The 24585-nt window shown below is 48.8% G+C and carries 26 protein-coding genes, 1 riboswitch and 1 other annotated feature; of the genes, 22 read left to right on the top strand and 4 right to left on the bottom strand.

Annotation, left to right across the window (positions count from 1 at the left end):
• Window positions 1-41: 41 nt before the first annotated feature.
• Window positions 42-1391 carry a serine protease HtrA gene (htrA, locus tag ACQE26_RS17300; protein ID WP_500470159.1) on the bottom strand — a complete coding sequence of 450 codons (1350 nt, stop codon included), beginning with the start codon at window positions 1389-1391 and terminating at the stop codon, window positions 42-44.
• A 285-nt stretch (window positions 1392-1676) separates the two neighbouring features.
• On the opposite strand from htrA, the gene ACQE26_RS17295 reads away from it, so the two are divergent.
• The 10 genes from ACQE26_RS17295 (at window position 1677) to ACQE26_RS17250 (ending at window position 12762) form a co-directional block, all read left to right on the top strand.
• Complete coding sequence (locus ACQE26_RS17295; RefSeq protein WP_500470158.1) at window positions 1677-3236, top strand: MFS transporter; 1560 nt, start codon at window positions 1677-1679, stop codon at window positions 3234-3236.
• A gap of 155 nt (window positions 3237-3391) precedes the next feature.
• Window positions 3392-4216, top strand: coding sequence for a D-aminopeptidase DppA (gene dppA, locus ACQE26_RS17290; protein ID WP_500470157.1), 825 nt, complete (start codon window positions 3392-3394; stop codon window positions 4214-4216).
• 13 nt (window positions 4217-4229) lie between these two features.
• A complete protein-coding gene (locus ACQE26_RS17285) occupies window positions 4230-5162 on the top strand; it encodes an ABC transporter permease (protein ID WP_060962992.1) in 933 nt (310 codons plus the stop codon).
• Complete coding sequence (locus ACQE26_RS17280) at window positions 5162-6109, top strand: ABC transporter permease (protein WP_500470156.1); 948 nt, start codon at window positions 5162-5164, stop codon at window positions 6107-6109. The genes ACQE26_RS17285 and ACQE26_RS17280 overlap by 1 nt, the downstream gene beginning before the upstream one ends.
• Window positions 6110-6114: 5 nt before the next feature.
• Window positions 6115-7146 carry an ABC transporter ATP-binding protein gene (locus ACQE26_RS17275; protein ID WP_500470155.1) on the top strand — a complete coding sequence of 344 codons (1032 nt, stop codon included), beginning with the start codon at window positions 6115-6117 and terminating at the stop codon, window positions 7144-7146.
• Window positions 7143-8762: a peptide ABC transporter substrate-binding protein gene (locus ACQE26_RS17270; protein WP_500470154.1), complete on the top strand. Its 1620-nt coding sequence runs from the start codon at window positions 7143-7145 to the stop codon at window positions 8760-8762. Before ACQE26_RS17275 ends, ACQE26_RS17270 begins: the two co-directional genes overlap by 4 nt.
• A gap of 66 nt (window positions 8763-8828) precedes the next feature.
• Window positions 8829-9788, top strand: a complete 960-nt coding sequence (locus ACQE26_RS17265; RefSeq protein WP_500470153.1) for a S66 peptidase family protein — start codon at window positions 8829-8831, stop codon at window positions 9786-9788.
• Window positions 9789-9794: 6 nt separating this feature from the next.
• Entirely contained in the window at window positions 9795-10892 is a 1098-nt protein-coding gene (locus ACQE26_RS17260) for a mandelate racemase/muconate lactonizing enzyme family protein (RefSeq protein WP_500470152.1), read from the top strand.
• Entirely contained in the window at window positions 10889-11788 is a 900-nt protein-coding gene (locus tag ACQE26_RS17255; RefSeq protein ID WP_500470151.1) for a C40 family peptidase, read from the top strand. Before ACQE26_RS17260 ends, ACQE26_RS17255 begins: the two co-directional genes overlap by 4 nt.
• Window positions 11789-11790: 2 nt before the next feature.
• Entirely contained in the window at window positions 11791-12762 is a 972-nt protein-coding gene (locus ACQE26_RS17250; RefSeq protein ID WP_500470150.1) for an ABC transporter ATP-binding protein, read from the top strand.
• A 26-nt stretch (window positions 12763-12788) separates the two neighbouring features.
• On the opposite strand, the gene ACQE26_RS17245 is transcribed toward ACQE26_RS17250, so the two are convergent.
• Together ACQE26_RS17245 and ACQE26_RS17240 are read right to left on the bottom strand one after the other, a co-directional pair.
• Window positions 12789-13838: a lactonase family protein gene (locus ACQE26_RS17245; protein ID WP_438421726.1), complete on the bottom strand. Its 1050-nt coding sequence runs from the start codon at window positions 13836-13838 to the stop codon at window positions 12789-12791.
• Window positions 13839-13907: 69 nt separating this feature from the next.
• Entirely contained in the window at window positions 13908-14768 is an 861-nt protein-coding gene (locus tag ACQE26_RS17240) for a dimethylarginine dimethylaminohydrolase family protein (protein WP_500470149.1), read from the bottom strand.
• Between the two features lie 181 nt (window positions 14769-14949).
• Here ACQE26_RS17240 and ACQE26_RS17235 point away from each other — a divergent pair, with 181 nt between their 5' ends.
• The 8 genes from ACQE26_RS17235 to ACQE26_RS17200 all read left to right on the top strand — a co-directional run bounded on the left by ACQE26_RS17235 (window position 14950) and on the right by ACQE26_RS17200 (window position 21197).
• Complete coding sequence (locus ACQE26_RS17235) at window positions 14950-15468, top strand: acyl-CoA thioesterase (protein WP_438421729.1); 519 nt, start codon at window positions 14950-14952, stop codon at window positions 15466-15468.
• 103 nt (window positions 15469-15571) lie between these two features.
• Window positions 15572-16117, top strand: coding sequence for a GNAT family N-acetyltransferase (locus ACQE26_RS17230; protein WP_060962983.1), 546 nt, complete (start codon window positions 15572-15574; stop codon window positions 16115-16117).
• Window positions 16118-16129: 12 nt separating this feature from the next.
• Window positions 16130-16239: riboswitch (guanidine-I (ykkC/yxkD leader) on the top strand.
• A gap of 65 nt (window positions 16240-16304) precedes the next feature.
• Complete coding sequence (locus tag ACQE26_RS17225; RefSeq protein ID WP_500470148.1) at window positions 16305-16643, top strand: DMT family transporter; 339 nt, start codon at window positions 16305-16307, stop codon at window positions 16641-16643.
• The gene (locus ACQE26_RS17220; protein WP_003154765.1) at window positions 16643-16957 is read left to right on the top strand and encodes a DMT family transporter; all 315 of its coding nucleotides are present in this window, start codon (window positions 16643-16645) and stop codon (window positions 16955-16957) included. The genes ACQE26_RS17225 and ACQE26_RS17220 overlap by 1 nt, the downstream gene beginning before the upstream one ends.
• 73 nt (window positions 16958-17030) lie before the next feature.
• Window positions 17031-17933, top strand: coding sequence for a formyltetrahydrofolate deformylase (gene purU, locus ACQE26_RS17215; RefSeq protein WP_016936403.1), 903 nt, complete (start codon window positions 17031-17033; stop codon window positions 17931-17933).
• Window positions 17934-18018: 85 nt separating this feature from the next.
• Window positions 18019-18232 (top strand) — a binding site (T-box leader).
• Window positions 18233-18301: 69 nt separating this feature from the next.
• Entirely contained in the window at window positions 18302-19414 is a 1113-nt protein-coding gene (gene proB, locus ACQE26_RS17210; RefSeq protein ID WP_438421733.1) for a glutamate 5-kinase, read from the top strand.
• Window positions 19411-20658, top strand: a complete 1248-nt coding sequence (proA, locus tag ACQE26_RS17205) for a glutamate-5-semialdehyde dehydrogenase (RefSeq protein WP_500470147.1) — start codon at window positions 19411-19413, stop codon at window positions 20656-20658. Before proB ends, proA begins: the two co-directional genes overlap by 4 nt.
• Window positions 20659-20771: 113 nt before the next feature.
• A complete protein-coding gene (locus ACQE26_RS17200) occupies window positions 20772-21197 on the top strand; it encodes an organic hydroperoxide resistance protein (RefSeq protein WP_049628340.1) in 426 nt (141 codons plus the stop codon).
• A 27-nt stretch (window positions 21198-21224) separates the two neighbouring features.
• On the opposite strand, the gene ACQE26_RS17195 is transcribed toward ACQE26_RS17200, so the two are convergent.
• Window positions 21225-21671 (bottom strand): MarR family winged helix-turn-helix transcriptional regulator, encoded by a 447-nt coding sequence (locus ACQE26_RS17195; protein WP_047475364.1) that lies wholly within the window; start codon window positions 21669-21671, stop codon window positions 21225-21227.
• Between the two features lie 136 nt (window positions 21672-21807).
• Here ACQE26_RS17195 and ohrB point away from each other — a divergent pair, with 136 nt between their 5' ends.
• From ohrB to ACQE26_RS17175, 4 genes are all read left to right on the top strand, one after another.
• The gene (gene ohrB / locus ACQE26_RS17190) at window positions 21808-22218 is read left to right on the top strand and encodes an organic hydroperoxide resistance protein OhrB (RefSeq protein WP_060962978.1); all 411 of its coding nucleotides are present in this window, start codon (window positions 21808-21810) and stop codon (window positions 22216-22218) included.
• A 140-nt stretch (window positions 22219-22358) separates the two neighbouring features.
• Window positions 22359-22958: an alpha-helical endospore appendage domain-containing protein gene (locus ACQE26_RS17185; protein ID WP_500470146.1), complete on the top strand. Its 600-nt coding sequence runs from the start codon at window positions 22359-22361 to the stop codon at window positions 22956-22958.
• 21 nt (window positions 22959-22979) lie between these two features.
• On the top strand, window positions 22980-23444 hold the full coding sequence (locus ACQE26_RS17180) for a hypothetical protein (RefSeq protein WP_060965048.1): 465 nt from the start codon (window positions 22980-22982) through the stop codon (window positions 23442-23444).
• Window positions 23445-23448: 4 nt separating this feature from the next.
• Window positions 23449-24576, top strand: coding sequence for a glycosyltransferase (locus ACQE26_RS17175; RefSeq protein ID WP_500470145.1), 1128 nt, complete (start codon window positions 23449-23451; stop codon window positions 24574-24576).
• Window positions 24577-24585 lie beyond the last annotated feature (9 nt).

The raw sequence follows: 24585 nt of genomic DNA, 5'->3' as shown, positions 1-24585 counted from the left end.
ATTGATGTAAAAAAATCCAAGGCTGCTGCCTTGGATTTTTGTTAAGACGAAGTTTCTTCTTTTTGAGTCAGTTTCATTTTTTTCGTCATTTCCTTGCCGTTTCTGATAATCTTCACGTCAACGGTGCTGCCGACTTTCGTATTCTTATAGAGAATATTGCGAAGTTCGCTGCCCGTGTCAGTTTCTTTCCCTTTCAAGCTGATAATGATGTCTTCTGCTTTTAATCCGGCTTTGGCTGCAGGTGAGCCCTGCGCCACTTCGCGAATGTAAACCCCTTTATTCAGCTGTTTGCCGAAGAGGCCGAGTGTGCCTTCCTGATAGTTTTGCGGCACTTGCTCCAAGTCGATCATGCTCACCCCGATATAAGGGCGCTCCACCTGTCCTTTCGTGAGAAGCTCTTCGGCAATCGGTTTTACATCGTTGCTCGGAATCGCAAAGCCGATGCCTTCTACATCATTTTCACTGATTTTCATGCTGTTGATACCGATGATTTTGCCGTCTGTATTCAAGAGCGGCCCGCCGCTGTTTCCGGGATTGATCGCGGCATCGGTTTGAATGACGTTGATGCTTGACTCACCGGCTGACGTGGAAATCGAGACCGTTCTGTTTAAGCCGCTCACGATTCCCTGTGTGACGGTGCGGGACAGGTCTTTGCCGAGCGGATCACCGATGGCGATCACGGATTCACCCGTTCTGAGAGCGGATGAACTGCCGAAGCTTGCCGTTTTTGTTACGTGTTTATCACTGATTTCTAATACGGCCAAGTCTGTCAGCGAATCACGGCCGACGAGTTTAGCTGTTACATCGGTGCCGTCATATAATGACACTTTAAGGGAAGAGGCGCCTTCAACCACGTGGTTATTCGTAATAATATACGCTTTGCCGTTTGCTTTCTTAAAGATAACACCTGAACCTGAGCCTGTTTCCGCATCTTCACCCGATGAATTTGAGTTCGAATCTGAACCGGAACCGAATCCGAATAAATCTGAACTGCTTTGCTGCTTTTGCAGATTGGTGATCCCGACGATCGCCGGTGAAATGTCTTCCACCATATTCGAAATGCTGCTTGAATTTGCGGATGAGCTGTTTGCCGATTTGCCGCTGCCGGAATCAGAAGATGTCTGCTTAGCGGTTACTGAAGACGTTTCCTGAGCGGGAGCCGGATTTGAAGTATCTTGAGTCTGATGGTCCCCAAGCGGCGTAAATGTATAGATGCCGAGGGCGAGCCCTCCGCCGATCACCCCGCCGAGAAGCGGTCTGAACCAGCCGAAGCTTCTTTTTTTCTTGTCCTCGTCCGGCGCGGAATATCTCGCCGGCTGCTGATTTTCTTTTACTAAAAGGACTTCCTGTTCTTTTTGGTCTGTCCGATTTTCATCACGATAGTTATCCATCATGTTCACTCCGTTTCTCTATTTCATCATAGCATGATTTGCCTATTATTACTGACTCCATCTTAAACAAAAAATGTGGGATAATAATGAAAAGATTGTGGGAAATTGTGAAAAAGACATAATCGGACGGCGGCGCTCTATATTGACAATTTCCATCGGATTTGAAATAATAAATAAGATATTATGTTCAATCCTTCACATGAAAAGATATGAAAATTCTGTCAAGCTAATGGGGGAAATCTGTTAGCTTTTTCACTTTGTCAAATTTTAGAAAGGGGCTGTCGAATGAAAGAAAAACATCACTGGATTATTTCTCTGCTTGCTGTGCTGGCGGTCGGGCCGGGACTGATGTCGAACACCGCTCTTGCGGCTGTCCAAAGCCTTGTCCGGCAGACGGTCGGCGGGGAAAACTTTGACTCTTTTCATCCGATTATTATCGGTAATATGGCATTCGCCTTATTTGTGCCGGCTGGGCCGTATTTAAGAAAAAGGTTCGGCTCCCGGCCTGTCTATATGATTTCTATGGCTGCAGCTGTCATCGGAGCGCTCCTTGCTTCTGTGACGAATGATATTTACACGCTCGCTGCGGGCCGTTTGCTGCAAGGAGCTGCGGCTGGCACTATGCTGATGATTATGATTCCGATGCTGGTGCTTTCGTTTCCGATTGAGCGCCGCAATTACGCCTTATTTGTGTTAATCGGCGGATTTTACGGGTCTGTCATTATGGGAACCGTTTTAGGCACGGCGGCGGCAAGCGCCGGCCATTGGCATTGGCTGTTTATCATTTTTGGCCTGCTGTCTCTATTCGGCTTGATTTTCAGTTATGTGTGGCTGCGGGATGATGCTCATAAAATTGCTGAAAAATCTCCATTTGACGGCATCGGTTTTCTTTTGGCCGGTATATCAGCCGTGCTGACCGCTTATACGTTTATTCATCTGCCGAAATGGGGCTTTTCGTCTTGGCATACATTGGCGGGATTTGGCGGAAGCTTCGTCATTTTGCTGATCCTGCTGATTATGCAGTACAGAAACGAACATGCGCTGATTTCGATTAAACTGATGCTGATTCCAAAGCCGATTCTGGGTGTTTTCATGATCGCCGCGGCCAGCATTTCCATAGCGGTCAGCCTTTCTGCATTTCGCGGGGAGCTTCAGACCGCATACCATTTGTCACAAACCCATTTAATCTTCTTATATGCGAGCCTTTTGGGAGGCGTGGCCGTTGCCGCTGTCATCAGTGCTTTCGCATATGATAAAGTCGGCCCGGGCATGCTCGGCATAACAGGCTCTGTGATATTGGTGTTCGTGAATTTTCAATGGATGACGACGGATCATCATCTGCCGCTTATTCTATTTGCGGGGCTTTTCGTGATGCTGGCGGCAGGGACAGGGCTTATCGTGGCGGCCGGACTGATGGGCGCCGCGTTGGGCGGGCCGCTTCCGGAACTGGTGAAACGCATGACGGCCGTTCAGTTTTTACGGCTGTTCATTTATATGGGCGCGCCTGTATTAATCGGGTATTTTACGAAAAGAGATGCTTCGGGCACGCTTTGGGGCGCGCACAGCAGACAATCGCACTATGACCAGCTGATGGGGACATACAGCGATCTGTTTCTTATTGCTTTTATCTTTAGCCTGCTTTTAGTGTGTTTATCATTTGTGATGAATGCGACCGGCATGGGACATAAGCTGGCGCATAAACCGCATGCCGTACGCAGGCAGGCGGCTGAAGAGCCTTCGCCGCAGGCTCCTGAACCGATCAGGCATCAGGTCATTCCCGATCGCGAATACAGAAGTGCGGTCAGACAGTTTCAGGGTCACCCTATAAACAAAAACAGTATGTAACTTTTTCTATCAGCAAACCCTTTTCCCCGTGAAAAGGGTTTGTTTTTTCCTATAATGGCATAATGATATATTGCATGTTTCATCCTTTTTTAATATAATTTGTTAGAATATTCATAATTTATTATCGGAATTTTAAATAAAAAAGGAGGCATTATATGAAACTGTATCTATCTGTAGACATGGAGGGGATTTCCGGACTGCCGGATGAAACATTTGTCAATTCCCGCATGCACAATTATGAGCGCGGCAGGGTTCTGATGACCGAAGAAGCAAACTGGTGCATCGCTGAAGCGTTTAATTACGGATGCACGGAAGTGACCGTAAATGACAGCCATTCTAAGATGAATAATCTGCTTGCAGAAAAACTTCATCCTGAGGCAGAGCTGATCACGGGGGATGTCAAGCCGTTTTCTATGATGCAGGGGCTTGATGAATCATATGCGGGCGCGATGTTTATCGGCTATCATGCAAGAGCCTCGATGCCGGGCGTCATGTCACACAGCATGATTTTCGGCGTGCGCCATTTTTACATAAATGATAAGCCGGTCGGTGAACTGGGGCTGAATGCCTACCTCGCCGGATTTTACGGCGTCCCGGTTATCATGGCAGCAGGAGACGATTGCGCCGCAAAAGAAGCGGAGGAGCTGATACCGAATGTGACCACTGCAGCCGTCAAACAAACCATTTCAAGAACCGCTGTCAAATGCCTGTCTCCTCAAAAAGCCGGGCGGCTCCTGACGGAAAAAACAGCTTATGCGCTCAAAAATAAAGATAAGGTCAAGCCGCTGACACCGCCTGATCGACCTGTATTAGGCATTGAATTTGCCAACTACGGACAGGCTGAATGGGCCCATTTAATGCCGGGCACAGAAATTGTACCGAAAACGACAACCGTTCAATTTCAGGCAAAAGACATGCCGGAAGCTTATCAGGCCATGCTCGTCATGACAGAACTCGCCATGAGAACAACATTCTGTTAAAGGGGTGAACGGCATGCTGCGGTATTTTATCAAACGTTTTATCGCCATGATTGTGACCGTGCTCGTCATCACCACTCTGACATTTGTCATGATGAAAGTGATACCCGGCTCGCCTTTTAACGAAGAGCGGGGCACAAACGAAGCGGTCCAGCGAAATCTCGAATCCTACTACCATCTGAACGAACCTCTTATCACTCAATACGCCATTTATCTAAAATCCATTCTCACCTTTGATTTCGGTCCTTCAATCAAAAAACCGTCAGACAGTGTAAACGCCATGCTTGAACGCGGATTTCCCGTTTCCTTTGAGCTTGGCATAACGGCGATCATCATCGCAGTTATTTCAGGGCTCGCGCTCGGCATAACGGCCGCTCTCAGACGCGGCGGCTTTCTCGATTATGCAGCCATGAGCCTTGCGGTGCTGGGGATTTCCATTCCGAATTTTATTATGGCGACACTGCTGATTCAGCAATTTGCTGTTCATCTGAAATGGTTTCCGGCAGCCACATGGACGAGTCCCATACATATGGTGCTGCCGACTGTGGCGCTTGCCGTCGGCCCTATGGCCATTATCGCGAGGCTGACAAGGTCAAGCATGGCCGAAGTGCTGACTCAGGATTATATCCGCACGGCAAAAGCAAAAGGTCTTTCCCCTGTCAAAATTGTCATCAAACACGCCTTGAAAAATGCTCTTATGCCCGTTGTGACAGTACTCGGCACGCTTGCTGCAAGTATCCTGACGGGCAGTTTCGTCATCGAGAAAATCTTTGCCATTCCGGGAATGGGCAAATATTTCGTGGAAAGCATCAATCAGCGTGACTACCCGGTGATTATGGGAACGACCGTTTTTTACAGTGTGATTTTGATCGTCATGCTGTTTCTGGTTGATTTGGCATACGGCCTGCTGGATCCGCGCATAAAACTTCATAAGAAAGGGGGAGCCTGATGAATCTCCCGCAAGGAACGGTAAAACACACAGAAGTGCCAGATGACTGGTTTCAGCCGGGCATGGAAAGAAAGGGTGAAACCGAGTCGGTGAAGCGTCCGAGCCTGTCTTACACACAGGATGCGTGGCGGCGGCTTAAAAAGAACAAATTGGCGATGGCCGGCCTTGTGATTTTATGCTTCCTGTTTCTTTCAGCTGTGTTCGGTCCGCTGATATCACCGCACAGTGTGACGAGGCAGACACTCGCCGAGCAGAATCTTCCGCCGTCTTTTTCACATTGGTTCGGAACCGACGAGCTGGGGCGGGACGTGTTTACAAGAACGTGGTACGGAGCGAGGATCTCTTTATTTGTCGGTGTGATGGCGGCGTTGATCGACTTTTTGATCGGCGTCATTTACGGCGGCATCGCCGGCTACAAAGGTGGACGGACAGACAGCGCCATGATGAGAATCATCGAAGTTCTCTACGGCTTGCCGTATCTGCTCGTTGTCATTTTGTTAATGGTGATGATGGGACCGGGGCTCGGTTCCATCATCGTCGCTCTGACCGTGACGGGATGGGTCGGCATGGCGCGGATTGTCAGAGGGCAGGTGCTGAGGATGAAGCATGATGAACACGTGCTTGCTTCGAAAACGTTTGGAGCGAAAACATTTCGGATCATTAAGAAAAATCTGCTGCCGAATACGATGGGAGCCATTATTGTCCAAATGACGCTGACGGTGCCGGCTGCGATTTTTGCGGAATCATTTCTAAGTTTTCTCGGACTCGGCATTCAGGCGCCGTTTGCAAGCTGGGGCGTCATGGCAAACGACGGGCTGCCGGCGATTTTATCAGGCCATTGGTGGCGGCTGTTTTTCCCCGCCTTTTTCATTTCCTTAACGATGTACGCGTTTAACGTGCTTGGAGACGGCTTGCAGGACGCGTTAGATCCGAAACTGAGGAGGTAGGAAAAATGACGCACCCCATTCTTTCAGTTCAAAATCTGCATGTTACTTTTTCGACATACGGCGGCACCGTAAAAGCCGTCAGAGGCGTCGGCTTTGATTTATATAAAGGTGAAACGTTTGCGATCGTCGGTGAATCGGGCTGCGGAAAAAGCGTGACGTCACAAGCCGTGATGGGTCTTCTTCCGAAACATTCGGCAAAGATTGAATCCGGAAGCATACAATTTAAACAGAAAGACCTTTGTCAAATGACGGAGCGGGAAATGCGGGGAATTCGGGGGCGCGACATTTCTATGATTTTTCAGGACCCAATGACGGCGCTCAATCCGACGTTGACCATAGGGGATCAGCTTTCGGAAGCGCTGTTGGAACACCGCGCCATGACGAGAAAAAAAGCTGAATCCGAGGTTCTCGCCATGCTGGATCTGGTCGGAATCCCTGACTCGAAATCCCGCCTGAAGCAGTATCCTCACCAATTAAGCGGGGGCATGCGGCAGCGGATCGTGATCGCGATGGCGCTGATCTGTGAGCCGGAAATCATGATCGCCGATGAACCGACAACGGCTCTTGATGTGACGATTCAAGCGCAAATCCTTGAATTATTTAAGAAGATTCAAAGAAAAACAGGCGTATCTATAATTCTGATCACACATGACCTCGGTGTTGTCGCTCAAACCGCTGACAGGGTCGCCGTCATGTATGCGGGAAAAATCGCCGAAATCGGCACGAGGCATGATATTTTTTACCGGCCGGCTCATCCCTACACTAGGGGGCTGCTCCGCTCAGTGCCACGGCTGGATATGGAGGAAAGTGAGCTTTCGCCGATTGACGGGACTCCGCCTGATTTATTCGATCCGCCGCCGGGCTGTCCGTTTGCCGCCCGCTGTCCGGACAGGATGATCGTCTGTGAAAAGGTATATCCGGAAACAACCGAGAAATCCAAAAGCCATTTCGTCAATTGCTGGCTTCAGGATCACCGTGCAGAGCGGCTGAAGCACAAACAGCTGACGGCAGCAGAGGAAAAAGGGGGATTCAAATGAAAAAGAAATGGGCGATCGGAGTGATTGCTGTTGTTTCGTTTGCTTTGATGGGCTGTACGGCCAATGAGCAGGCGGGGACAGAACCCGACAAAGCAAAAGAACAGGGGGGCGAAACGGTGCTCCGGCTCAATAACGAAAATGAGCCGACCTCACTTGATCCGCCGATCGGATTTAATAATGTTTCCTGGCAGCCGCTGAATAACATCATGGAAGGCTTAACGAGGCTCGGAAAAGATAATAAGCCCGAACCGGCCATGGCGGAAAGCTGGAAGGTGTCCGCTGATAAGCTGACATATACCTTCAATATCCGTGATAACGCCAAATGGACAAATGGCGATCCAGTCACGGCGGAAGACTTCGTCTACGCCTGGAAACGGATGCTTGATCCGAAAACGGGCGCATCATCCGCATTTCTCGGCTACATGATCAAAGGCGGGGAAGAATTTAACAGCGGAAAAGGCAAAAAAGAAGACGTGAAAGTTGAGGCAAAAGATAAAAAAACACTGGTCGTCACATTGGCGGCACCGCAGGATTATTTTCTCAGTGTCGTGTCCAATCCGGCGTATTTCCCGATTAATGAAAAGGCCGCCAAGGCTGATCCGAAATGGTTCACTGAAGCGAAAACCTTTGTCGGCAACGGACCGTTCAAGCTGACGGAATGGAAGCATGATGACAGCATGACGATGGTCAAAAACGAGACGTATTGGGATAAAAAGACGGTGAAACTGGATCAAGTCACATGGGCGATGGTCAGTGACCGGAATACAGACTATCAAATGTTCCAGTCGGGGGATTTGGATACCGCTTTCGTGCCGGCAGAGCTGAGTGAGCAGCTGATGAGCGGAAAAAACGTCCGCACGTGGGATCAGGCCGGACTTTATTTCTATCGCTTTAACGTAAAAATGGAGCCGTTCCAAAATGAAAAGATCAGAAAAGCGTTTGCTGCAGCTATTGATCAAAAAGAAATCACGGATTATGTGACCAAAAACAGGGAAAAGCCGGCGCATGCTTTCGTATCTCCGGGGTTTACGCAGCCTGACGGGAAAGATTTCCGCGAAGCGGGCGGCAGTTTATTAACCCCGAATGAATCAGAAGCCAAAAAACTGCTGGAAAAGGGCATGGCAGAAGAGCATTATGATAAGCTGCCTGCTGTCACACTGACATACAGCACAAAACCGGAGCATAAGAAAATAGCGGAAGCGATACAGCAGAAGCTCAAAAGTGTGCTCGGTATAGACATTAAGCTCGCCAATATGGAATGGAACGTCTTTTTAGAGGAGCAGAAAGGACTGAAGTTCCAGTTTTCTCAAAGCTCATTTTTACCGGATTACGCAGATCCGATCAGTTTTCTTGAAGCCTTCCAGACGGGGAATTCCATGAACCGCACAGGATGGGGCAGCGCGGATTACGACGAATATATCAAGCAGGCAAAACAGGAAGCCGATGCAAAAAAACGTTTTGCGCTCATGCATAAAGCGGAAAAGCTGCTCATGAACGAGGCACCGATCATTCCGATTTATTTTTACAATCAGGTGCATCTGCAGAACAGCGGCGTGAAAGGCATTGTCCGGCATCCCGTCGGTTACATTGATCTGAAATGGGCGGAAAAGTCCTGATATCACAACGGAAACAAATACCGCTCTTTTGACGGTAAAGGAGCGGTCTGTTTCACTTTTCAATCCATGGAAAAGGAGATTGAAAAAGCCATGAACCATAAACCGAAAGCACTGCAAAAAGGCGACACGGTCGGTGTGATTGCCCCTGCGAGCCCGCCTGAGAGCGGGACGCTGCAAACCTCGCTGCTTTTTTTAGAAGATGAGCTTGGTCTTCAAGTGAAACTCGGCCGGGCGCTGAAAGCCCGTCACGGCTATTTGGCGGGAGAGGACCGCGCGCGTCTCGATGATCTTCATGACATGTTTAGCGATCAGAAAGTCAAAGCAGTGATATGCGCGTGCGGAGGATTCGGCACGGGCCGCATTGCCGCTGATATCGACTTCGGCTTAATCCGCCGCAATCCGAAAATTTTCTGGGGATACAGCGATATTACGTTTTTACATACCGCCATTCATCAAAATACAGGACTCGTCACATTTCACGGCCCGATGCTGAGTACGGATGTCGGGCTGGATGATGCTGATCCGCTGACAAAGGCGTCATATCACCAGCTTTTCGCAGAAACGGAATTCACCTATACGGAGGACATTTCCCCCTTAGAGGTGCTGACAGACGGAAGAGCCGAGGGAGAGCTTGCGGGCGGCAATCTGTCCCTCATTACATCGACACTCGGCACGCCGTTTGAAATTGATACAAAAAACAAATTGCTGTTTATCGAGGATATTGATGAGGAACCGTATCAAATCGACAGAATGCTGAATCAATTAAAAATGGCCGGAAAACTGTCAGACGCAGCAGGAATTTTGGTCTGTGATTTTCACCAATGCGAACCGAAGAATAAAGAAAAGTCTCTTACTTTAGAGCAAGTGCTGAACGATTACATTGTTAAGTCAGGAAAGCCTGCGCTTAAAGGCTTTAAAATCGGCCATTGTTCACCGAGCTTCGCCGTTCCGATCGGAGCCCGCGCGGTTATGGATACGGCGGCCAAAGCGGTAACGATTGAATCGGGGGTTTCGGGAAGGGAGTGATCAGGCGTGAGGATAACAGATATTCAAACGGGGCGGATATCCGTCCCGCTGAAAAAGCCGTTTAAGACCGCTTTGCGCACGGTATACCATGCTGAATCGGTCATTGTGAAGCTCACATTTGACAACGGTCTGACCGGCTGGGGCGAGGCACCGCCGACGGTTGTGATTACAGGCGACAGCGTAGCCGGTATTGAAAGCGCCGTCTGCGATGTGCTGAAGCCCGCTCTCTTGGGGCGGAGCCTTTCCGGCATGGAAGCTGTGCTGTATGATATCAGCCGGCTATTGGAAAGGAATCAAAGCGCAAAAGCCGCTGTAGATATGGCTGTATATGACGGATGGGCGCAAATGCACGGGCAGCCGCTTTACCGGCTGCTCGGCGGCTATCGGAATACACTGGAAACGGATTTTACCGTCAGCGTCAATTCTCCAGAGGAGATGGCGGGGGACGCAGACCATTATGTAAATAAAGGGTTTCGTATTTTAAAAATAAAAGTCGGCATAGGTGATATATCAGACGATGTGGCGCGGATTCAGGCGGTCAGATCACGTGTCGGCGCAAACGTCAAACTGAGACTGGACGCGAATCAAGGCTGGACGCCGAAAGAAGCCGTGACCGCGATCCGAAAGATGGAAGACGCCGGACTCGGCATTGAGCTTGTCGAACAGCCTGTTCACAAAGACGATATCGGCGGGCTGAAGCAGGTCACCGATGCCGTAGACACGCCGATTATGGCGGATGAGAGCGTGTTTACGCCACGTCAGGCCTTTCACGTGCTGCAGACGAGAAGCGCCGATTTAATCAATATTAAGCTGATGAAAGCGGGCGGCATCAAGCAGGCGGAAACAATCAATGCGATGGCAGAAATGTGCGGTGTGGAATGCATGGTCGGCAGCATGATTGAGACCAAGCTCGGCATCACCGCCGCAGCCCATTTTGCAGCGGGCAAACGCAATGTGACAAAGTTTGATTTTGATGCGCCGCTTATGCTGAAAAATGATCTCATTAAAGGCGGCATCACATACAGCGGCAGCCAAATTACGATCCCCGATGAACCGGGTCTCGGCATTACCGGTGTGTCGGTGCAAGAGGAGGCGAAACAATGAGGGCAGCCGTAACTGCGGCGGCAGCCAACATATGGACGCTGCCGTCATCTCCCCGTTCGCATGATGCACCGATGCTCGAAAACCCGCCCAAGATCAGAAAATGGCTGGCGGCTATGGGATATGAAGAGCGGCTCCGATTATGCACGGACAATCTTGTCCAAACGCAAGTGCTTTTCGGAGAAGAGGTGATCATTCTCAAAGAAGAAGGAGAGTGGGCTTTTGTTGCCGTTCCCGGTCAGCCTTCAAAAAAGGACGCGCGCGGATATCCGGGCTGGATGAAGAAAAGCCAGCTTGCAGCATCCGGCTTTCAAACATCTTCTCCTGCCGTCTGGATTACCAAACCGACAGCTTTTTTATATCACACAAACGGCGAACCGGACTTGGAAGTGAGTTTCTTAACGCGTCTTCCGGCATCAGGACGTGAAAAAGGCTTTTTTCGCGTGATGACGCCGCTCGGGGAACGGCTCATAAATGAAGCTGACGCAGACGAATTTCGGCATACGGAAGGGCGGGCCGCAGATGTCATCGAAACGGCAATGATGTTTCTTGGGCTTCCGTATTTATGGGGAGGACTGAGCGGTTTCGGGTTTGATTGCTCCGGATTGATGTATTCGATATTTAAAGCAAACGGCTATACCCTTCCCCGGGATGCCCGGGACCAGGCAAAAGCGGGACGCGGCGCAGAAGTAAACGATATCCGGCCGGCAGACCTTTTGTTTTTCGCCTATGAAGAAGGAAAAGGCGCGATCCACCATGTCGGTTTGGCGCTTGGAGACGGCAGGATGCTCCACTCCCCGAAAACGGGAAAAGCCATCGAAGTGCTGCGTTTGAAAGGAACCGTCTATGAAAAAGAATTATGCACCGTACGCCGCTGTATAAGCGAAAAGGGGGAATGAATATGACGGCATCTCCGCTCCTTGAAGTCAGCGGGCTGAAAATGCATTTTGACGCCGGAAGAAAGAAAGCCGTCAAAGCAGTCGACGGTGTCAGTTTTCACATTCAAAGAGGGGAAACATTCGGACTCGTCGGGGAATCGGGTTGCGGTAAATCGACGCTCGGAAGGGTTATTCTCCGTCTGTATGACCCGACGGCCGGGTCGGTATCATATGAAGGGACGGACATACACCGTGCCGCGGCAGAACAGCGGTCCGTCCTCTTCCACAAGCTGCAGATGATTTTCCAAGACCCTTACGCCTCGTTAAATCCGCGTTTGACCGTACGTGAAATTATTATGGAGCCGATGGAAATCCATAATCTTTACAATACACGTAAAGCCCGGCTGATGATGGCCGATGAACTGCTTGAATCTGTCGGGCTTCATCCGGATTTCGGCAGCCGGTATCCCCACGAATTCAGCGGCGGACAGAGGCAGAGAATCGGGATTGCCAGAGCGCTTTCTCTGCACCCCGAGTTTATCGTGGCGGATGAGCCGATTTCCGCGCTTGATGTGTCCGTACAGGCCCAGGTCGTCAACCTGTTAAAAAGGCTTCAGAAAGAGAAAGGGCTGACATTTTTATTTATAGCCCACGATTTATCAATGGTTAAGCATATCAGCGACCGGATCGGCGTGATGTATTTGGGGCGCATGATGGAAATCACAGAAAGCGCTGCGCTTTATAAGGAACCGCTTCACCCTTACACGAAGGCGCTTTTATCCTCAATCCCGATTCCTGATCCGCTTCTTGAGGACAAGCGTGAACGGATCATTCTGAAAGGGGAGCTGCCGAGTCCCCTTAACCCGCCGAGCGGCTGTGTGTTCAGGACGCGATGTCCTGAAGCGATGGAGATCTGCGGCAGAATAACGCCTGAGCTTGAGGAAGTGAAGACAGGGCGTTTTGTCGCCTGCCACTTATATAAAAAAGAAAGCTGACCTTATGCCGTCAGCTTTCTTTTTGATTAAACCTGATGGAGAAATGACACGCAGACCGGATACGGAACCGGTACGTCGGATTGAAGCAGAGTCAGTCCGCCCGTTTCGGGGTCGCGTTCAAACAAAACCAGATTTCCCGTTTCTTCATTTGACGCGACAAGGAATGTTTCGGACGGATCAAACGCGAAATCACGCGGCCAGTTTCCTTCTGTCGGCACCCATTCAATAAGAGACAATTCACCGGAATACTGGTTGATCTTAAAGATGGCGATGCTGTCATGTCCGCGGTTGGCCGCATAAAGAAATCTGCCGTCTTTAGATATGCGGATCGCGCTGCCCTGCGATTTGTCCGTAAATCCTTCAGGCAAAGCGGAAATGACCTGCAGCTCTCTGAATTCACCTAAGGTCGGGTTGTATTCAAGCGCAATGACTTCATTGCTGATTTCCGTCATGACATAGGCGTATTTCTCCGCCGGATGGAAAACGATGTGGCGCGGCCCTGAACCGGGCGCGAAAGAATGGGTTTTCACCTCAGTGAGCGCACCGTTTTTCATTTGGTACGTATACAGCGTATCCGTCCCTAAATCGAGGGCTGCAATGTAGTTATGCTCAGGTGTATAGCCCGCGAAATGGGCATGCGGCTTCTCTTGTCTTTCATGAGGGCCGGTCCCCGTATGAGCGGCTTCGGCTGCCGGCTCCCGCAGGCTTCCGTCCTCATTGACCGGAAAGGCGTGCACTTTTCCGCTGTGGTAATTCGCGGTTAACACATATTCATGTTTCTCATCAATGCTGACGTGGCACGGTGACGGGCCTTCAATCAGCTGATGGTTCACAAAAGTTAATTCCCCGCTGTTCTGATGAATCTGATAGGCTGCCACGCCGCCTTTACCGTCTGCTTTTTCAATGGAATACAGCATGCTGTTATCAGAGTTCGGTGTGACGTACGTCGGGTTGCCGAGCTTTGCAGCCAGCTTCGGCCGGCTGAGCCGTTTCGCTTCTGTATCAAGTTCAAAACAATAAATGCCTTCGCTTCCGCCTTTTGTATATGTTCCTGCATATCCTATGTACTTCGCCATTCGGTTTCCCCCTTTAAGTCTTGTCTTCTCTATATTAACGTATCTTGAAGGAAACTGCCTTGTAAATGTTTAAGATGTTCTGACAAGCGGAAGGGTGCAGCAGCGGAAGGAACCGCCTGATTTAATAATTTCGGAAAACTCGGTTTCAATGACTGTATATCCTCTTTTTCTAAGCTCGCGGTTCGTATGACGGTGCTGGGGCAGGCTGATAATTGTCTGATTCCCGATGGACAGGATATTCGGGCCGAGCGTAAATTGCTCTTCTTCAGGCACTTCTATCAGCTCAAAACGTTCGGCGAGAAGATCAATTTCTTTTTGCCCCAAGCCATTTTTGCAGTATAGCGCCTCCGTTTCCGAGATCATATTAAATACACAGTCCAAATGTAAGAAATCCGCCTTGAGAGGGATCGGCACAACGGTCATTTCCGGCAGCGCTTCCTGCAGCTCCCGGACAGCCGTTTTATCCGTGCGCTCGCTCAGCCCGGCATAAACGGTGCCGTCTGCGATCATGACGTCGCCGCCTTCAATGTTCGCTTTTCTGAGCCGCGTATAAGGGATGTTCTCCTCGTCAAGCAGGTTTTGAAAGACTTTTTCTTCTCCCTGCCTGACTGAAGCCGCCATGCTTGAAATAAACGCCGTCTCTCCTAAGACAAATCCGATATCCCGGGTGAATACCTGCTCGGGCAATCCGGGATCGGCGGGAAGCAGGACGACTTCAATCTGATGGGATTTTAAAATGTCAATCAAAGCATCATGCTGTTTGAGGGCGGCGGGGATGTCAATATTTTCTTGTTTGAAATGTTTTTGTGTTCCGTTAATAATATCTTTGATGGCCATGTGTTCCGGCCGGCATAAGATAACGGTTTTCAAAGCATCATATTCACTGCGGCATGCCGGTTTCTGTGTGGATTTGGGAATGGATACGTCCATGTGACAGCCTCCTATCAGTAATCAATGTGCGTTTATTATTCCCGGATGCGATGATTAATGAAACATTTCTGATAGAATATCTAACCAACTTAACATTTAAAATTTTAGACAAAATGGTCAAATTATTGTTTAATAAAGTACAGATGCAGTACGACCAGACACAAAGGGGAGTTTAAATCATATGAAGTTGCCAGAATCAAGGTTTTGCAAAGAAACAAGGGTTGTCAAGACAAGCAGGGTTTTTCCGCTCGATACGAATAATCACAATACGCTGTTTGGCGGAAAGCTGATGAGCTACATAGATGATATCGCCTCAATTTCCGCGGCCCGCCACTGCCGATGTGAAACAGTCACGGCCTCAATGGACTCTGTAGATTTTTTGCGCCCGATCGGCCAACAGGATTCCGTATGTCTTGAATCCTACGTCACATGGGTCGGCACATCGTCTATGGAGGTGTTTGTCAAAGTCATTAAAGAGCATCTGATGACGGGTGAACGCGAGCTTGCGGCAACATCGTTTCTGACATTCGTCGCGCTTGATTCAAACGGGAAATCGGTGGCCGTTCCGCGGATCGTGCCTGAAACCGAGGAAGAAATCATGCTTCACAAGACGGCCGTTCAGCGCGCCGGAGAACGAAAAAACCGCTTAACACACAGCAAGGCCCTGGCTGAGGCGCTTGGAACAGATAAGCCCTGGTAATCAATCGTCAAACCGCTTTTTTAAAAAGGCGGTTTTTTTACGCTGAAAAAGGACTTTTCCTGCCGGATCCATAATCTATTACAGGGAAAGGAGCGTGGCGTGTATGATGAAACATAAATCTTCCGGCACCATCCTGACAACCGGGCGTATCCGCCTGCGGACTATGCGGGATGACGATGAAGACAATTTGTACGGGCTGTTTACCGACAAAGAGGTCATGAAATATTATCCTTCTCTTAAAAGCAGGCGTGAAACGAAGGAATGGATTGCCTGGAACAAACGGCTGGCCAAAGGATACGGCGTCAGTCTTTGGATCGCAGAGGATAAAGAGACGGGCGCATTTCTCGGTCAATGCGGAATCGTTCCGCAGACGGTAAACGGAAACACATTGATGGAAATCGGCTATATGGTTGCCCGCAGCCTCTGGGGATGCGGTTATGCGACGGAGGCTGCAAAAGCCTGTCTGGACTACGGTTTTCATACACAGCAATACGGACGCATCACGGCGCTGATTGACCCGGATAATCTTGCTTCCGTCCGCGTCGCGGAAAAAATCGGCATGGTGCCAGGAGAGACTGTTAACAAATGGGAGAGGCAGCTGACGGTTTTTGATATCACATCTGGCGTTGAACGTTTCGGCGAAATGTAGTATGATACGAACAGACATGTTTTCTAGGGTTCCGCATGTTCATACATGGCCTGGTCCGAGAGAAAACACATATGCGGACATATTCCCGCATATGCACACGGAGGGAAAAAAGCCCGGGAGAGTCAATCTCATGTGAGACGACTATCCGGGCTTTTTGTATTGTCCGGAAACAGAAAGGGTGAAAAACATGAAATGGGGTTTAGTGGTCATAGCGGCAGTATTTGAAGTGGTATGGGTCACCGGCCTGAAACATGCTGATTCGGCACTGACGTGGAGCGCCACAATTATGGGAATCATCATCAGTTTTTATCTATTAATCAAGGCGACAAACAGCCTGCCCGTTGGAACGGTATATGCGGTCTTTACCGGACTCGGGACAGCGGGCACTGTGCTTAGTGAAATTTTGCTTTTCAAAGAGCAGGCCGATCCGGTGAAAATCGTGCTGATCGGCGTTTTGCTGATCGGTGTCATCGGATTAAAGCTGGTCACACTGGATGAGCCTGAGACGAAGGGAGAGAACGCGTAATGCATTGGATCAGCCTGATAGCCGCGGGCCTTTGTGAAATGCTCGGGGTCATTTTAATGAATCAATTCCAAAAAGAAAAGAAAGTCAAATGGATTCTTTTCATTATCGTCGGATTCGCGGCTTCTTTTTCCCTGCTTTCTTATGCGATGGAGACGATTGCGATGGGAACGGCCTATGCGATCTGGACCGGTATCGGCACGGCGGGCGGCGCTTTAGCCGGCATTCTTTTCTACGGCGAGCAGAAGGATGCGAAGCGCATCTTTTTCATTGCGCTTATTTTGTGCGCCGCCGTAGGGCTGAAAATTCTATCATAAATTGATTTTTATCAAATTTTCAGTATAATCTATAATAAGTTACGAATTATGAAGATACGAGGGATTAAAGCATATGAATTCATATATGACACAGCGGCTGAAAGAATACCGCGACGGGAATGAGGAAAAAGGGCGCCTGCTTGTCAGCTGCCCCGATCAGCCGGGAATTGTATCGGCTGTGTCCGCGTTTTTGTTTGACCACGGCGCGAATATTATTGAATCAAATCAATATACGACTGACCCTGAAGGCGGACGTTTTTTTCTGAGGATTGAATTCGACTGCAAGGGCATTCGTGAGAAAAAAGAGGATTTAAAGCAGGCGTTCGCCTCAATCGCCCAGACATTCGGCATGACATGGAGCCTCTCTCTGGCAAGTGAGCTGAAGCGCGTGGCAATCTTTGTATCCAAAGAGCTGCACTGCCTTCATGAACTCATTTGGGAGTGGCAAAGCGGCAATATGATGGCCGAAATTGCTGTCGTCATCAGCAACCATGAAGAGGCGAAAGAAGTGGTCGAGCCGCTGAATATTCCGTTCCATTACATGAAAGCTAACAAAGACATCCGCGCCGAAGTGGAGCGGCGCCAGCTTGAGCTGCTGGAGCGGTATGAGATTGATGTGATCGTTCTTGCCCGCTACATGCAGATTTTGACGTCAGATTTTGTATCTGCCCATCCGAATCGGATTATTAACATCCACCATTCATTCCTGCCGGCCTTTATCGGCGCTAATCCGTATAAACGGGCTTATGAGCGCGGAGTGAAATTAATCGGGGCGACATCTCACTATGTGACGGACGATCTTGACGAAGGCCCGATTATTGAACAGGATATTGAACGCGTCGATCACAGAGATCACGCGGAGGATCTGAAGAATATCGGCAGAACCATTGAGCGCAGCGTGTTGGCGAGAGCCGTAAAATGGCACTTGGAAGACCGTGTCATCGTTCACGGAAACAAAACGATCGTATTTAATTGATAGCGGCCCGCTGGGGAGGCGGGCTGCTTTTATGGATAAAAATGTCTTGACAAGAACCTTTTTTCTTTGCATAATATAAAAAAATCATTGAGCGTTGAAGAGGATCAGTACGCAGAAATTTCTGTGACAGAGAGCAAAATGGCCCGCTGAAACATTTTGCCGCATGAAACCTGCCGAACCTGCCTTGGAGTCCTGAGGGGAAAACTCAGGCGCGATAACCTGGCGTTACAGGAAAGCGGGACGCGTGCAAAACGCGTTCAAACAAGGTGGTACCACGGAAAGCCCATTTCGTCCTTATTTTTCAGGACGGAATGGGCTTTTTTTATTGAAGAAAGCCGGTTTGGATTGATTGCCACGGAGGAGAAACGATGAAAAAGCAAAGAATTGTTGTGAAAATCGGGAGCAGCTCGCTCACCAACAGTAACGGAAGCATTGATGAAACCAAAATCAAAGAGCATACGGAAGCCATTTCATTATTAAAAGAAGACGGGCATGAAGTCATTCTCATTACCTCAGGCGCTGTGGCCGCGGGTTTTGCCGCTCTCGGCTATCCGTCGCGCCCCGTTACGATAAAAGGAAAGCAGGCGGCTGCCGCGGTCGGCCAGACGCTTTTAATGCAGCAATATATGGACCATTTAAAAAGATACGGACTGACGCCGGCGCAAATTCTATTAACAAGAAATGATTTCTCAAAAAGAGAGCGGTACAGAAATGCGTACGCTACGGTAATGGAGCTGCTGGAGCGGGGAGTCGTGCCGATTATCAATGAAAATGATTCCACATCTGTCGAAGAGCTAACGTTCGGTGATAACGACATGCTGTCGGCGCTTGTGAGCGGTTTGATTCATGCAGACCAATTAATGATTCTCACAGACATTAACGGCCTGTACGATGCCAATCCGAATGAAAACCCGGACGCAAAGCGGTTTGACTATCTGAATGACATCACACCTGAATTGCTCGGGTATGCCGGATCAACCGGCTCAAAGGTCGGCACAGGCGGCATGAAGTCAAAACTTCTCGCCGCCCAGACCGCATTGTCGCTCGGAGTGAAGGTGTTTATCGGCACCGGCTCCGGACGGGAAAAACTGAGGGTGATTTTAGACGGAAAAGGTGACGGCACATATATCGGCGATAAAGAGCTGTCCTCAGTGAATAATACACGGCAATGGATCATGTTTCATTCCCCGATATCAGGGGAAATCATCATTGATGGGGGAGCGGAGCAGGCGATGATCCATAACGGATCAAGTCTGCTCCCGGCCGGTGTCGCCGATGTCTGCGGCAGTTTTCCGAAAGGGGCTGTGGTGGAAGTCAGAGGGCCCGGCGGCATCATCGGAAAAGGCCAGACGCTTTACTCATCCGATGAGATTTTAGAAGCTAAAGGGAAGCGGAGCGATCAGCTTCCGGGCACGAAGCAGGTGGAAGTGATTCACAGAGATGATTGGGTGAATTTATTTGACGAGGGGGAAAACAAATGAGTGAAGTATTGCAAAAAGCGGCTTTGGCAAAAGAAGCCGCTGCCGAAATGGTCATGAAAACGACGGCTGAAAAAAACGAAGCGCTCCAATGTATCGCAGACGGACTCAGAAATGAACGGCAGCTGATTTTAACAGAGAATCAGAAAGACATTGAAGCAGGACAGAAAAGAGGATTGACACCTGACATTATTGACAGGCTGACTCTTGATGAAAAACGCCTGCTCGATATCGCGGACGCTGTGGAACTGTTAATCGGTCTTGAAGATCCCGTCGGTGAATCATTGGAGACCATTCAAAAAGAGAATGGATTATTCATTGAAAAAATCCGCGTGCCCCTCGGAGTAGTGGGCATGATCTATGAAGCCAGACCGAATGTTACCGTAGATGCTGCCACACTCTGCCTGAAAACCGGAAACGCGGTTGTCCTCAGAGGAAGTTCCTCAGCCATCCACAGCAACATAGCGCTTGTCAGTGTGATGAAACGCGCACTCGGGCTGTCAAAGCTTCCGATTGATGCCGTTCAGCTCATAGAAGATACAAGCAAAGAAACCGCGAAACAGCTCTTTACATTAAATGACGGTCTGGATGTATTGATCCCGCGCGGCGGCAAAAATTTAATTGATCTTGTGGTCAGAGAATCCACCGTACCCGTGTTAGAAACCGGAGCGGGAAACTGCCACGTGTACATAGATGAGTCAGCAGATCCAGATATGGCAAGCGAAGTCGTCATCAACGCCAAAACACAGCGTCCTTCCGTCTGCAATGCGATTGAATCTCTTTTGATTCATGAAAAATGGGCGAAAGAACACGGGCAAAAACTGCTGCGCCAGCTGACAGAAAAAGGGGTGGAGCTTCGCGGAGATCAGGTGATTTGCGGACTGGAGCCTGCAGCGAAACAAGCCGAAGAAGCCGATTGGGGAGCGGAATACCTGGCGCCGATTCTCAGTGTGAAGACGGTGCAGGACGTACAGGAGGCGGTCCGCCATATTCAGCAGTACGGCACAAACCATTCAGAAGCCATTCTGACGGAAAACGGCGAGCATGCCGCATACTTCCAGACAGCCGTAGACGCCGCTGCCGTGTATCATAATGCTTCAACCCGGTTTACAGACGGCTTTGAATTCGGATATGGAGCCGAAATCGGCATCAGCACGCAAAAGCTTCATGCGAGAGGGCCGATGGGGCTTCCGGCGTTAACATCTACAAAAATCATCATCAAAGGAAACGGACAAATCCGAGTATAGTCTCTTAAGCTTATCCTGAAAAAAGGGTAGGCTTTTTTTATACAGAAAGATTGACGATTCCCTATATATTGTGTAAAATTTAATTGTACAAAATATAAAAGAGGTGAATTCACATGACAAAACCATTATTTACAGCAACAGTATCAGCCGCCGGCGGACGGGAGGGAAAAGTCACGTCTTCTGACGGTGTGCTGAATCTTGATGTTGCCATGCCGGGAACGCCAAGAGCGAAACGTCTTGAACACGCCACAAACCCTGAACAGCTGTTTGCTGCAGGGTACTCAGCCTGCTTTGACAGCGCCCTTCAGCTCGTAGCGAGAAAAGAGCGCCTGAGTATTGAAACAGAAGTCACTGCGCATGTCAGTCTGCTGAAAGATGAAGCAGATCAAGGATATAAACTCGGCGTTACGCTTGAGGTTAAAGCATCCGGCATTGAGAAACAGGAGCTTGAAGCACTTATCCAAAAAGCGCACGGTGTCTGCCCGTATTCAAAAGCGACGGCAGGAAATATAGAAGTAAAGCTTCTGGCAGCAGAATAAAAATAAGGATGCCCATTCGGGGCATCCTTATTTTACGCCGTGCAGCGTTTTCAAAACCTCATAAAGCGACTGCTTTACCTGCTTTAATTCCTCTTTTGACAGTCCTGTCTGTTCCAGCATGGCAATGGGAATATCCGCCGCCGTTTTCTGCATGGCCCATCCTTCATCTGTCAGCCTGATCGTCACGGAGCGCTCATCTTCAGGCGACCGCCTTCTTATAATGATTCCGCGCTGCTCCATCCGTTTCAGCATCGGTGTCAGCGTTCCTGAATCCAGGTGCAAAAGCTCACCCATCCGTTTTACATTCAGTTCTTCATGCTCCCATAATAAAAGAAGCGCCAAATATTGCGGATAGGTCACATTGAGCTTATCAAGCAGCGGCTTGTACCGTTTCGTCATTTCCCTTGAGCTTGCATACAGCAAAAAGCAAAGCTGATTCTCCAGTTTCATATGTTCAAATTCTTTTTCTGCCATAACTTCTTCACCAACTCTTTGTTTGTTAACGTTACCCCTATTGTAGCCGAAAAACGGCCCATTTCCTATTCTAATATGTTTAAAAATATGAGCATGGGTAATATAAACAATAAGTACAATGAGGAGGCTGATAATTATGGCATTATTTACTGCAAAAGCGACCGCAGTCGGCGGACGGTCAGGACATATTAAATCCGAAGACGGAGTGCTGGATTTTGACATCATCATGCCGAATGCAAAAAAAGACGGAGAAACGGGCACAAACCCTGAACAGCTTTTTGCGGCAGGATATGCTGCCTGCTTCGGGGGAGCGCTTGAGCTCGCCGCCAAAAAACAGAATATCGACATGACCTCTGAAATTGAAGGGCAGGTCAGCCTTTTAAAAGATGAGAGTGACGGGGGATACAAAATCGGCGTAACGCTCGTCATTGATACAAAAGACCTTGATAAAGAAACGGCGGAGAAGCTTGTACACGCCGCTCACGAGTTCTGTCCGTATTCAAAAGCGACAAGAGGAAATGTTGACGTAAAACTTGAACTCAAATAATTAAACGAACGAATATCCCGGATATAAAATCCGGGATATTTTATTAACGAAAACATCAGTAATGAACTCTTCTCCGCCGGAATAAGAATACGATATAGCACTTTTGCATAATGACACCAAGAGAAACGAGGGAGAAATCGATGTCTCTTCCAAATATCCCGAACATCACCCCCGACATTACACTCTCCAAATGTGAGACTTTGAACTTCCTTCTTTCATCTGTGGCTATGGAAGAAATCGGACTATCCCATATTCTGCAGGCGGAAGCAGATCGAATTCAAACGTTTCTCGGCGCTTCCTGTGATCCTTCTCTGGGGGAATTGTCAGCCATCAATCGAAGCACCGAACGGCTTCTGCGCACAGTCATGAAATCCCAGCTCCTTTTGCAGACGAAGCTTGAGGACATTATCTACTTACAGGATTCTGAAGCCTGCATGGATCCTGACGACCGAAGCAATCCAAGTGACCCGGACGATCCTGATGACCCGGATGACCCGTGGGACCCAGATGAACCCTGCGATCGTGATGATCCGGATGACCCGCGGGACCCAGATGAACCTTGGGATTGTGATGATCCGGATGACACGTGCGACAATCCAAGCGACTCATGTGATCCGCGTTTTCCGAATCCTCCGCCCGAAGATCCGTGCGACGGTCTGTTTTACGGCCGCATTGGCTGCTGTGAGTGCGAGGATTGTGAGGAATGCGAATGGAGGAGGAAAGGCGGGGAGCGTTCATAAAGGAAGAGATGGGTGAAGCATATGCCGTATCAAAGCCTCTCAAAAGCGAAACAGACATCTTTTGAAGCGATGCATTGTCTCACAATTGCGCTGTTACATATATTAGCTGTGACCGTTGATAAAAGAAAGGATTCAAATTACAAAGAAGAAATCAGGCTGTTCTCCGCATTGTGCCGCTGGCAGGCGGAAACAGGCGGGCGTCTGTTTTTAATGATCAGCATGGAAAGAGAGCAGAAGCGGATGTATGAGCGGCACTTTCATGAAATGAAGACAGTGACGGAACGAACGAAAAAATTCATTTCTGAAAGCCCGCCAGAATTCCGGACGCATCCCATTACGCAACGGGCGGTCAGGCAGCTTCGGGAATGGGATCCGGAATCATCTGCCGAACCTGCCGTCAGATGGGGGCGGCCTGTCTTCGTAACGATGAACGGCACACCTGAAAAGCCTTGGTTCAATCAACAACTCCAAAAGCGGGAAAGGTGAGAACATGAGCGGAAATGCTGAATGTAAACTGACGCTTTGCATGATTGTAAAAAACGAGGAGAGATATATCTCCCGGTGTTTATCAAGTGTACAAGATATTGCGGACGAGATCGTCATTGTAGACACCGGATCACAAGATAATACAAAAGATATCTGCAAAAGTTTTCAGGCCAGAGTGTTTGATTTAGAATGGGAGAATGATTTCGCCAAGGCGAGAAATTACGGCCTGCAGCATGCAGAAGGGGATTGGATTTTAATGCTTGACGCGGATGAAGAGCTCGATCAGGAGAGCGGCCGCTTTATCACTTCGCTGCTTCATGATGAATTACCGAGCCGGGGACTTTTAAAAATCATCAATTACACGGGGAAGCAGCTGGATGAAAATGAAGCGTTTGAAAGCATGCAGCCGAGACTGTTCCGTAATCATGAAGGCCTTCTGTATCAAGGCAGAATACACGAAAATATCACCTCTTCCAATGAGGAAGAAAACAATGCTTTTTTTACGCTTCCTTGTGTGATTCATCACTACGGTTATTTGGAGCAGGAAGAAAAGATCAAACAAAAACATAAACGGAATATCAGCATTTTAAATGAAGAGCTTTCAGAGGAAAATCCGGATCCGTGGCTTATTTATCATTTGGCAAGCGAATGCTATAGAATAAAAGACTATGAAAAAGCATTACATCTTGTCAACGGCTCAATTTTTCAATTTTTAAGTGAAAAACGAATGCCTCCGTCTCTCTTGTATCATTTAAAATATACAATATTGCTTGAACTCAAACGGTATGAAGAAGCGGAGCAAGGGATTGACAAGGTGCTCAGGCTTTATCCTGATTACTGCAATCTTCATTATTATAAGGGCCTTATATTATATCATTTGGAAAAGTACAGAGCGGCTATCAAAGCATTTGAAAAAGGAACGAAGATTGAAGAAGAAAATGCTGGCCACTTACATTTAAAAGGTGCCGGCGATTTCAGAGCTTTTTATCATATGGCGAAATGCCATGCTGCATTAAACCATGATATGACGGCCGTCGCTTACGCCAAAAAATCCGTGAAATCTAATCCTCAATTTAAACCTGCACAAGAACTTCTGACACAATTAAAAAAGGATCAGCGGACAAACGCCTGATCCTTTTTT

The organism is Bacillus sp. 5RYD7K (assembly GCF_059831465.1).
The sequence above is the reverse complement of the archived record's forward strand: the minus strand, read 5'-3'. Positions and strand labels throughout refer to the sequence as shown.

What these genes read in the sequence shown, in the direction of transcription:
- htrA (WP_500470159.1), bottom strand. Translation starts at nt 1,391, where the DNA reads ATGGATAACTATCGTGATGAAAATCGGACAGACCAAAAAGAACAGGAA.
- ACQE26_RS17295 (WP_500470158.1), top strand. Translation starts at nt 1,677, where the DNA reads ATGAAAGAAAAACATCACTGGATTATTTCTCTGCTTGCTGTGCTGGCG.
- dppA (WP_500470157.1), top strand. Translation starts at nt 3,392, where the DNA reads ATGAAACTGTATCTATCTGTAGACATGGAGGGGATTTCCGGACTGCCG.
- ACQE26_RS17285 (WP_060962992.1), top strand. Translation starts at nt 4,230, where the DNA reads ATGCTGCGGTATTTTATCAAACGTTTTATCGCCATGATTGTGACCGTG.
- ACQE26_RS17280 (WP_500470156.1), top strand. Translation starts at nt 5,162, where the DNA reads ATGAATCTCCCGCAAGGAACGGTAAAACACACAGAAGTGCCAGATGAC.
- ACQE26_RS17275 (WP_500470155.1), top strand. Translation starts at nt 6,115, where the DNA reads ATGACGCACCCCATTCTTTCAGTTCAAAATCTGCATGTTACTTTTTCG.
- ACQE26_RS17270 (WP_500470154.1), top strand. Translation starts at nt 7,143, where the DNA reads ATGAAAAAGAAATGGGCGATCGGAGTGATTGCTGTTGTTTCGTTTGCT.
- ACQE26_RS17265 (WP_500470153.1), top strand. Translation starts at nt 8,829, where the DNA reads ATGGAAAAGGAGATTGAAAAAGCCATGAACCATAAACCGAAAGCACTG.
- ACQE26_RS17255 (WP_500470151.1), top strand. Translation starts at nt 10,889, where the DNA reads ATGAGGGCAGCCGTAACTGCGGCGGCAGCCAACATATGGACGCTGCCG.
- ACQE26_RS17250 (WP_500470150.1), top strand. Translation starts at nt 11,791, where the DNA reads ATGACGGCATCTCCGCTCCTTGAAGTCAGCGGGCTGAAAATGCATTTT.
- ACQE26_RS17245 (WP_438421726.1), bottom strand. Translation starts at nt 13,838, where the DNA reads ATGGCGAAGTACATAGGATATGCAGGAACATATACAAAAGGCGGAAGC.
- ACQE26_RS17240 (WP_500470149.1), bottom strand. Translation starts at nt 14,768, where the DNA reads ATGGACGTATCCATTCCCAAATCCACACAGAAACCGGCATGCCGCAGT.
- ACQE26_RS17235 (WP_438421729.1), top strand. Translation starts at nt 14,950, where the DNA reads ATGAAGTTGCCAGAATCAAGGTTTTGCAAAGAAACAAGGGTTGTCAAG.
- ACQE26_RS17230 (WP_060962983.1), top strand. Translation starts at nt 15,572, where the DNA reads ATGATGAAACATAAATCTTCCGGCACCATCCTGACAACCGGGCGTATC.
- ACQE26_RS17225 (WP_500470148.1), top strand. Translation starts at nt 16,305, where the DNA reads ATGAAATGGGGTTTAGTGGTCATAGCGGCAGTATTTGAAGTGGTATGG.
- ACQE26_RS17220 (WP_003154765.1), top strand. Translation starts at nt 16,643, where the DNA reads ATGCATTGGATCAGCCTGATAGCCGCGGGCCTTTGTGAAATGCTCGGG.
- purU (WP_016936403.1), top strand. Translation starts at nt 17,031, where the DNA reads ATGAATTCATATATGACACAGCGGCTGAAAGAATACCGCGACGGGAAT.
- proB (WP_438421733.1), top strand. Translation starts at nt 18,302, where the DNA reads ATGAAAAAGCAAAGAATTGTTGTGAAAATCGGGAGCAGCTCGCTCACC.
- proA (WP_500470147.1), top strand. Translation starts at nt 19,411, where the DNA reads ATGAGTGAAGTATTGCAAAAAGCGGCTTTGGCAAAAGAAGCCGCTGCC.
- ACQE26_RS17200 (WP_049628340.1), top strand. Translation starts at nt 20,772, where the DNA reads ATGACAAAACCATTATTTACAGCAACAGTATCAGCCGCCGGCGGACGG.
- ACQE26_RS17195 (WP_047475364.1), bottom strand. Translation starts at nt 21,671, where the DNA reads ATGGCAGAAAAAGAATTTGAACATATGAAACTGGAGAATCAGCTTTGC.
- ohrB (WP_060962978.1), top strand. Translation starts at nt 21,808, where the DNA reads ATGGCATTATTTACTGCAAAAGCGACCGCAGTCGGCGGACGGTCAGGA.
- ACQE26_RS17185 (WP_500470146.1), top strand. Translation starts at nt 22,359, where the DNA reads ATGTCTCTTCCAAATATCCCGAACATCACCCCCGACATTACACTCTCC.
- ACQE26_RS17180 (WP_060965048.1), top strand. Translation starts at nt 22,980, where the DNA reads ATGCCGTATCAAAGCCTCTCAAAAGCGAAACAGACATCTTTTGAAGCG.
- ACQE26_RS17175 (WP_500470145.1), top strand. Translation starts at nt 23,449, where the DNA reads ATGAGCGGAAATGCTGAATGTAAACTGACGCTTTGCATGATTGTAAAA.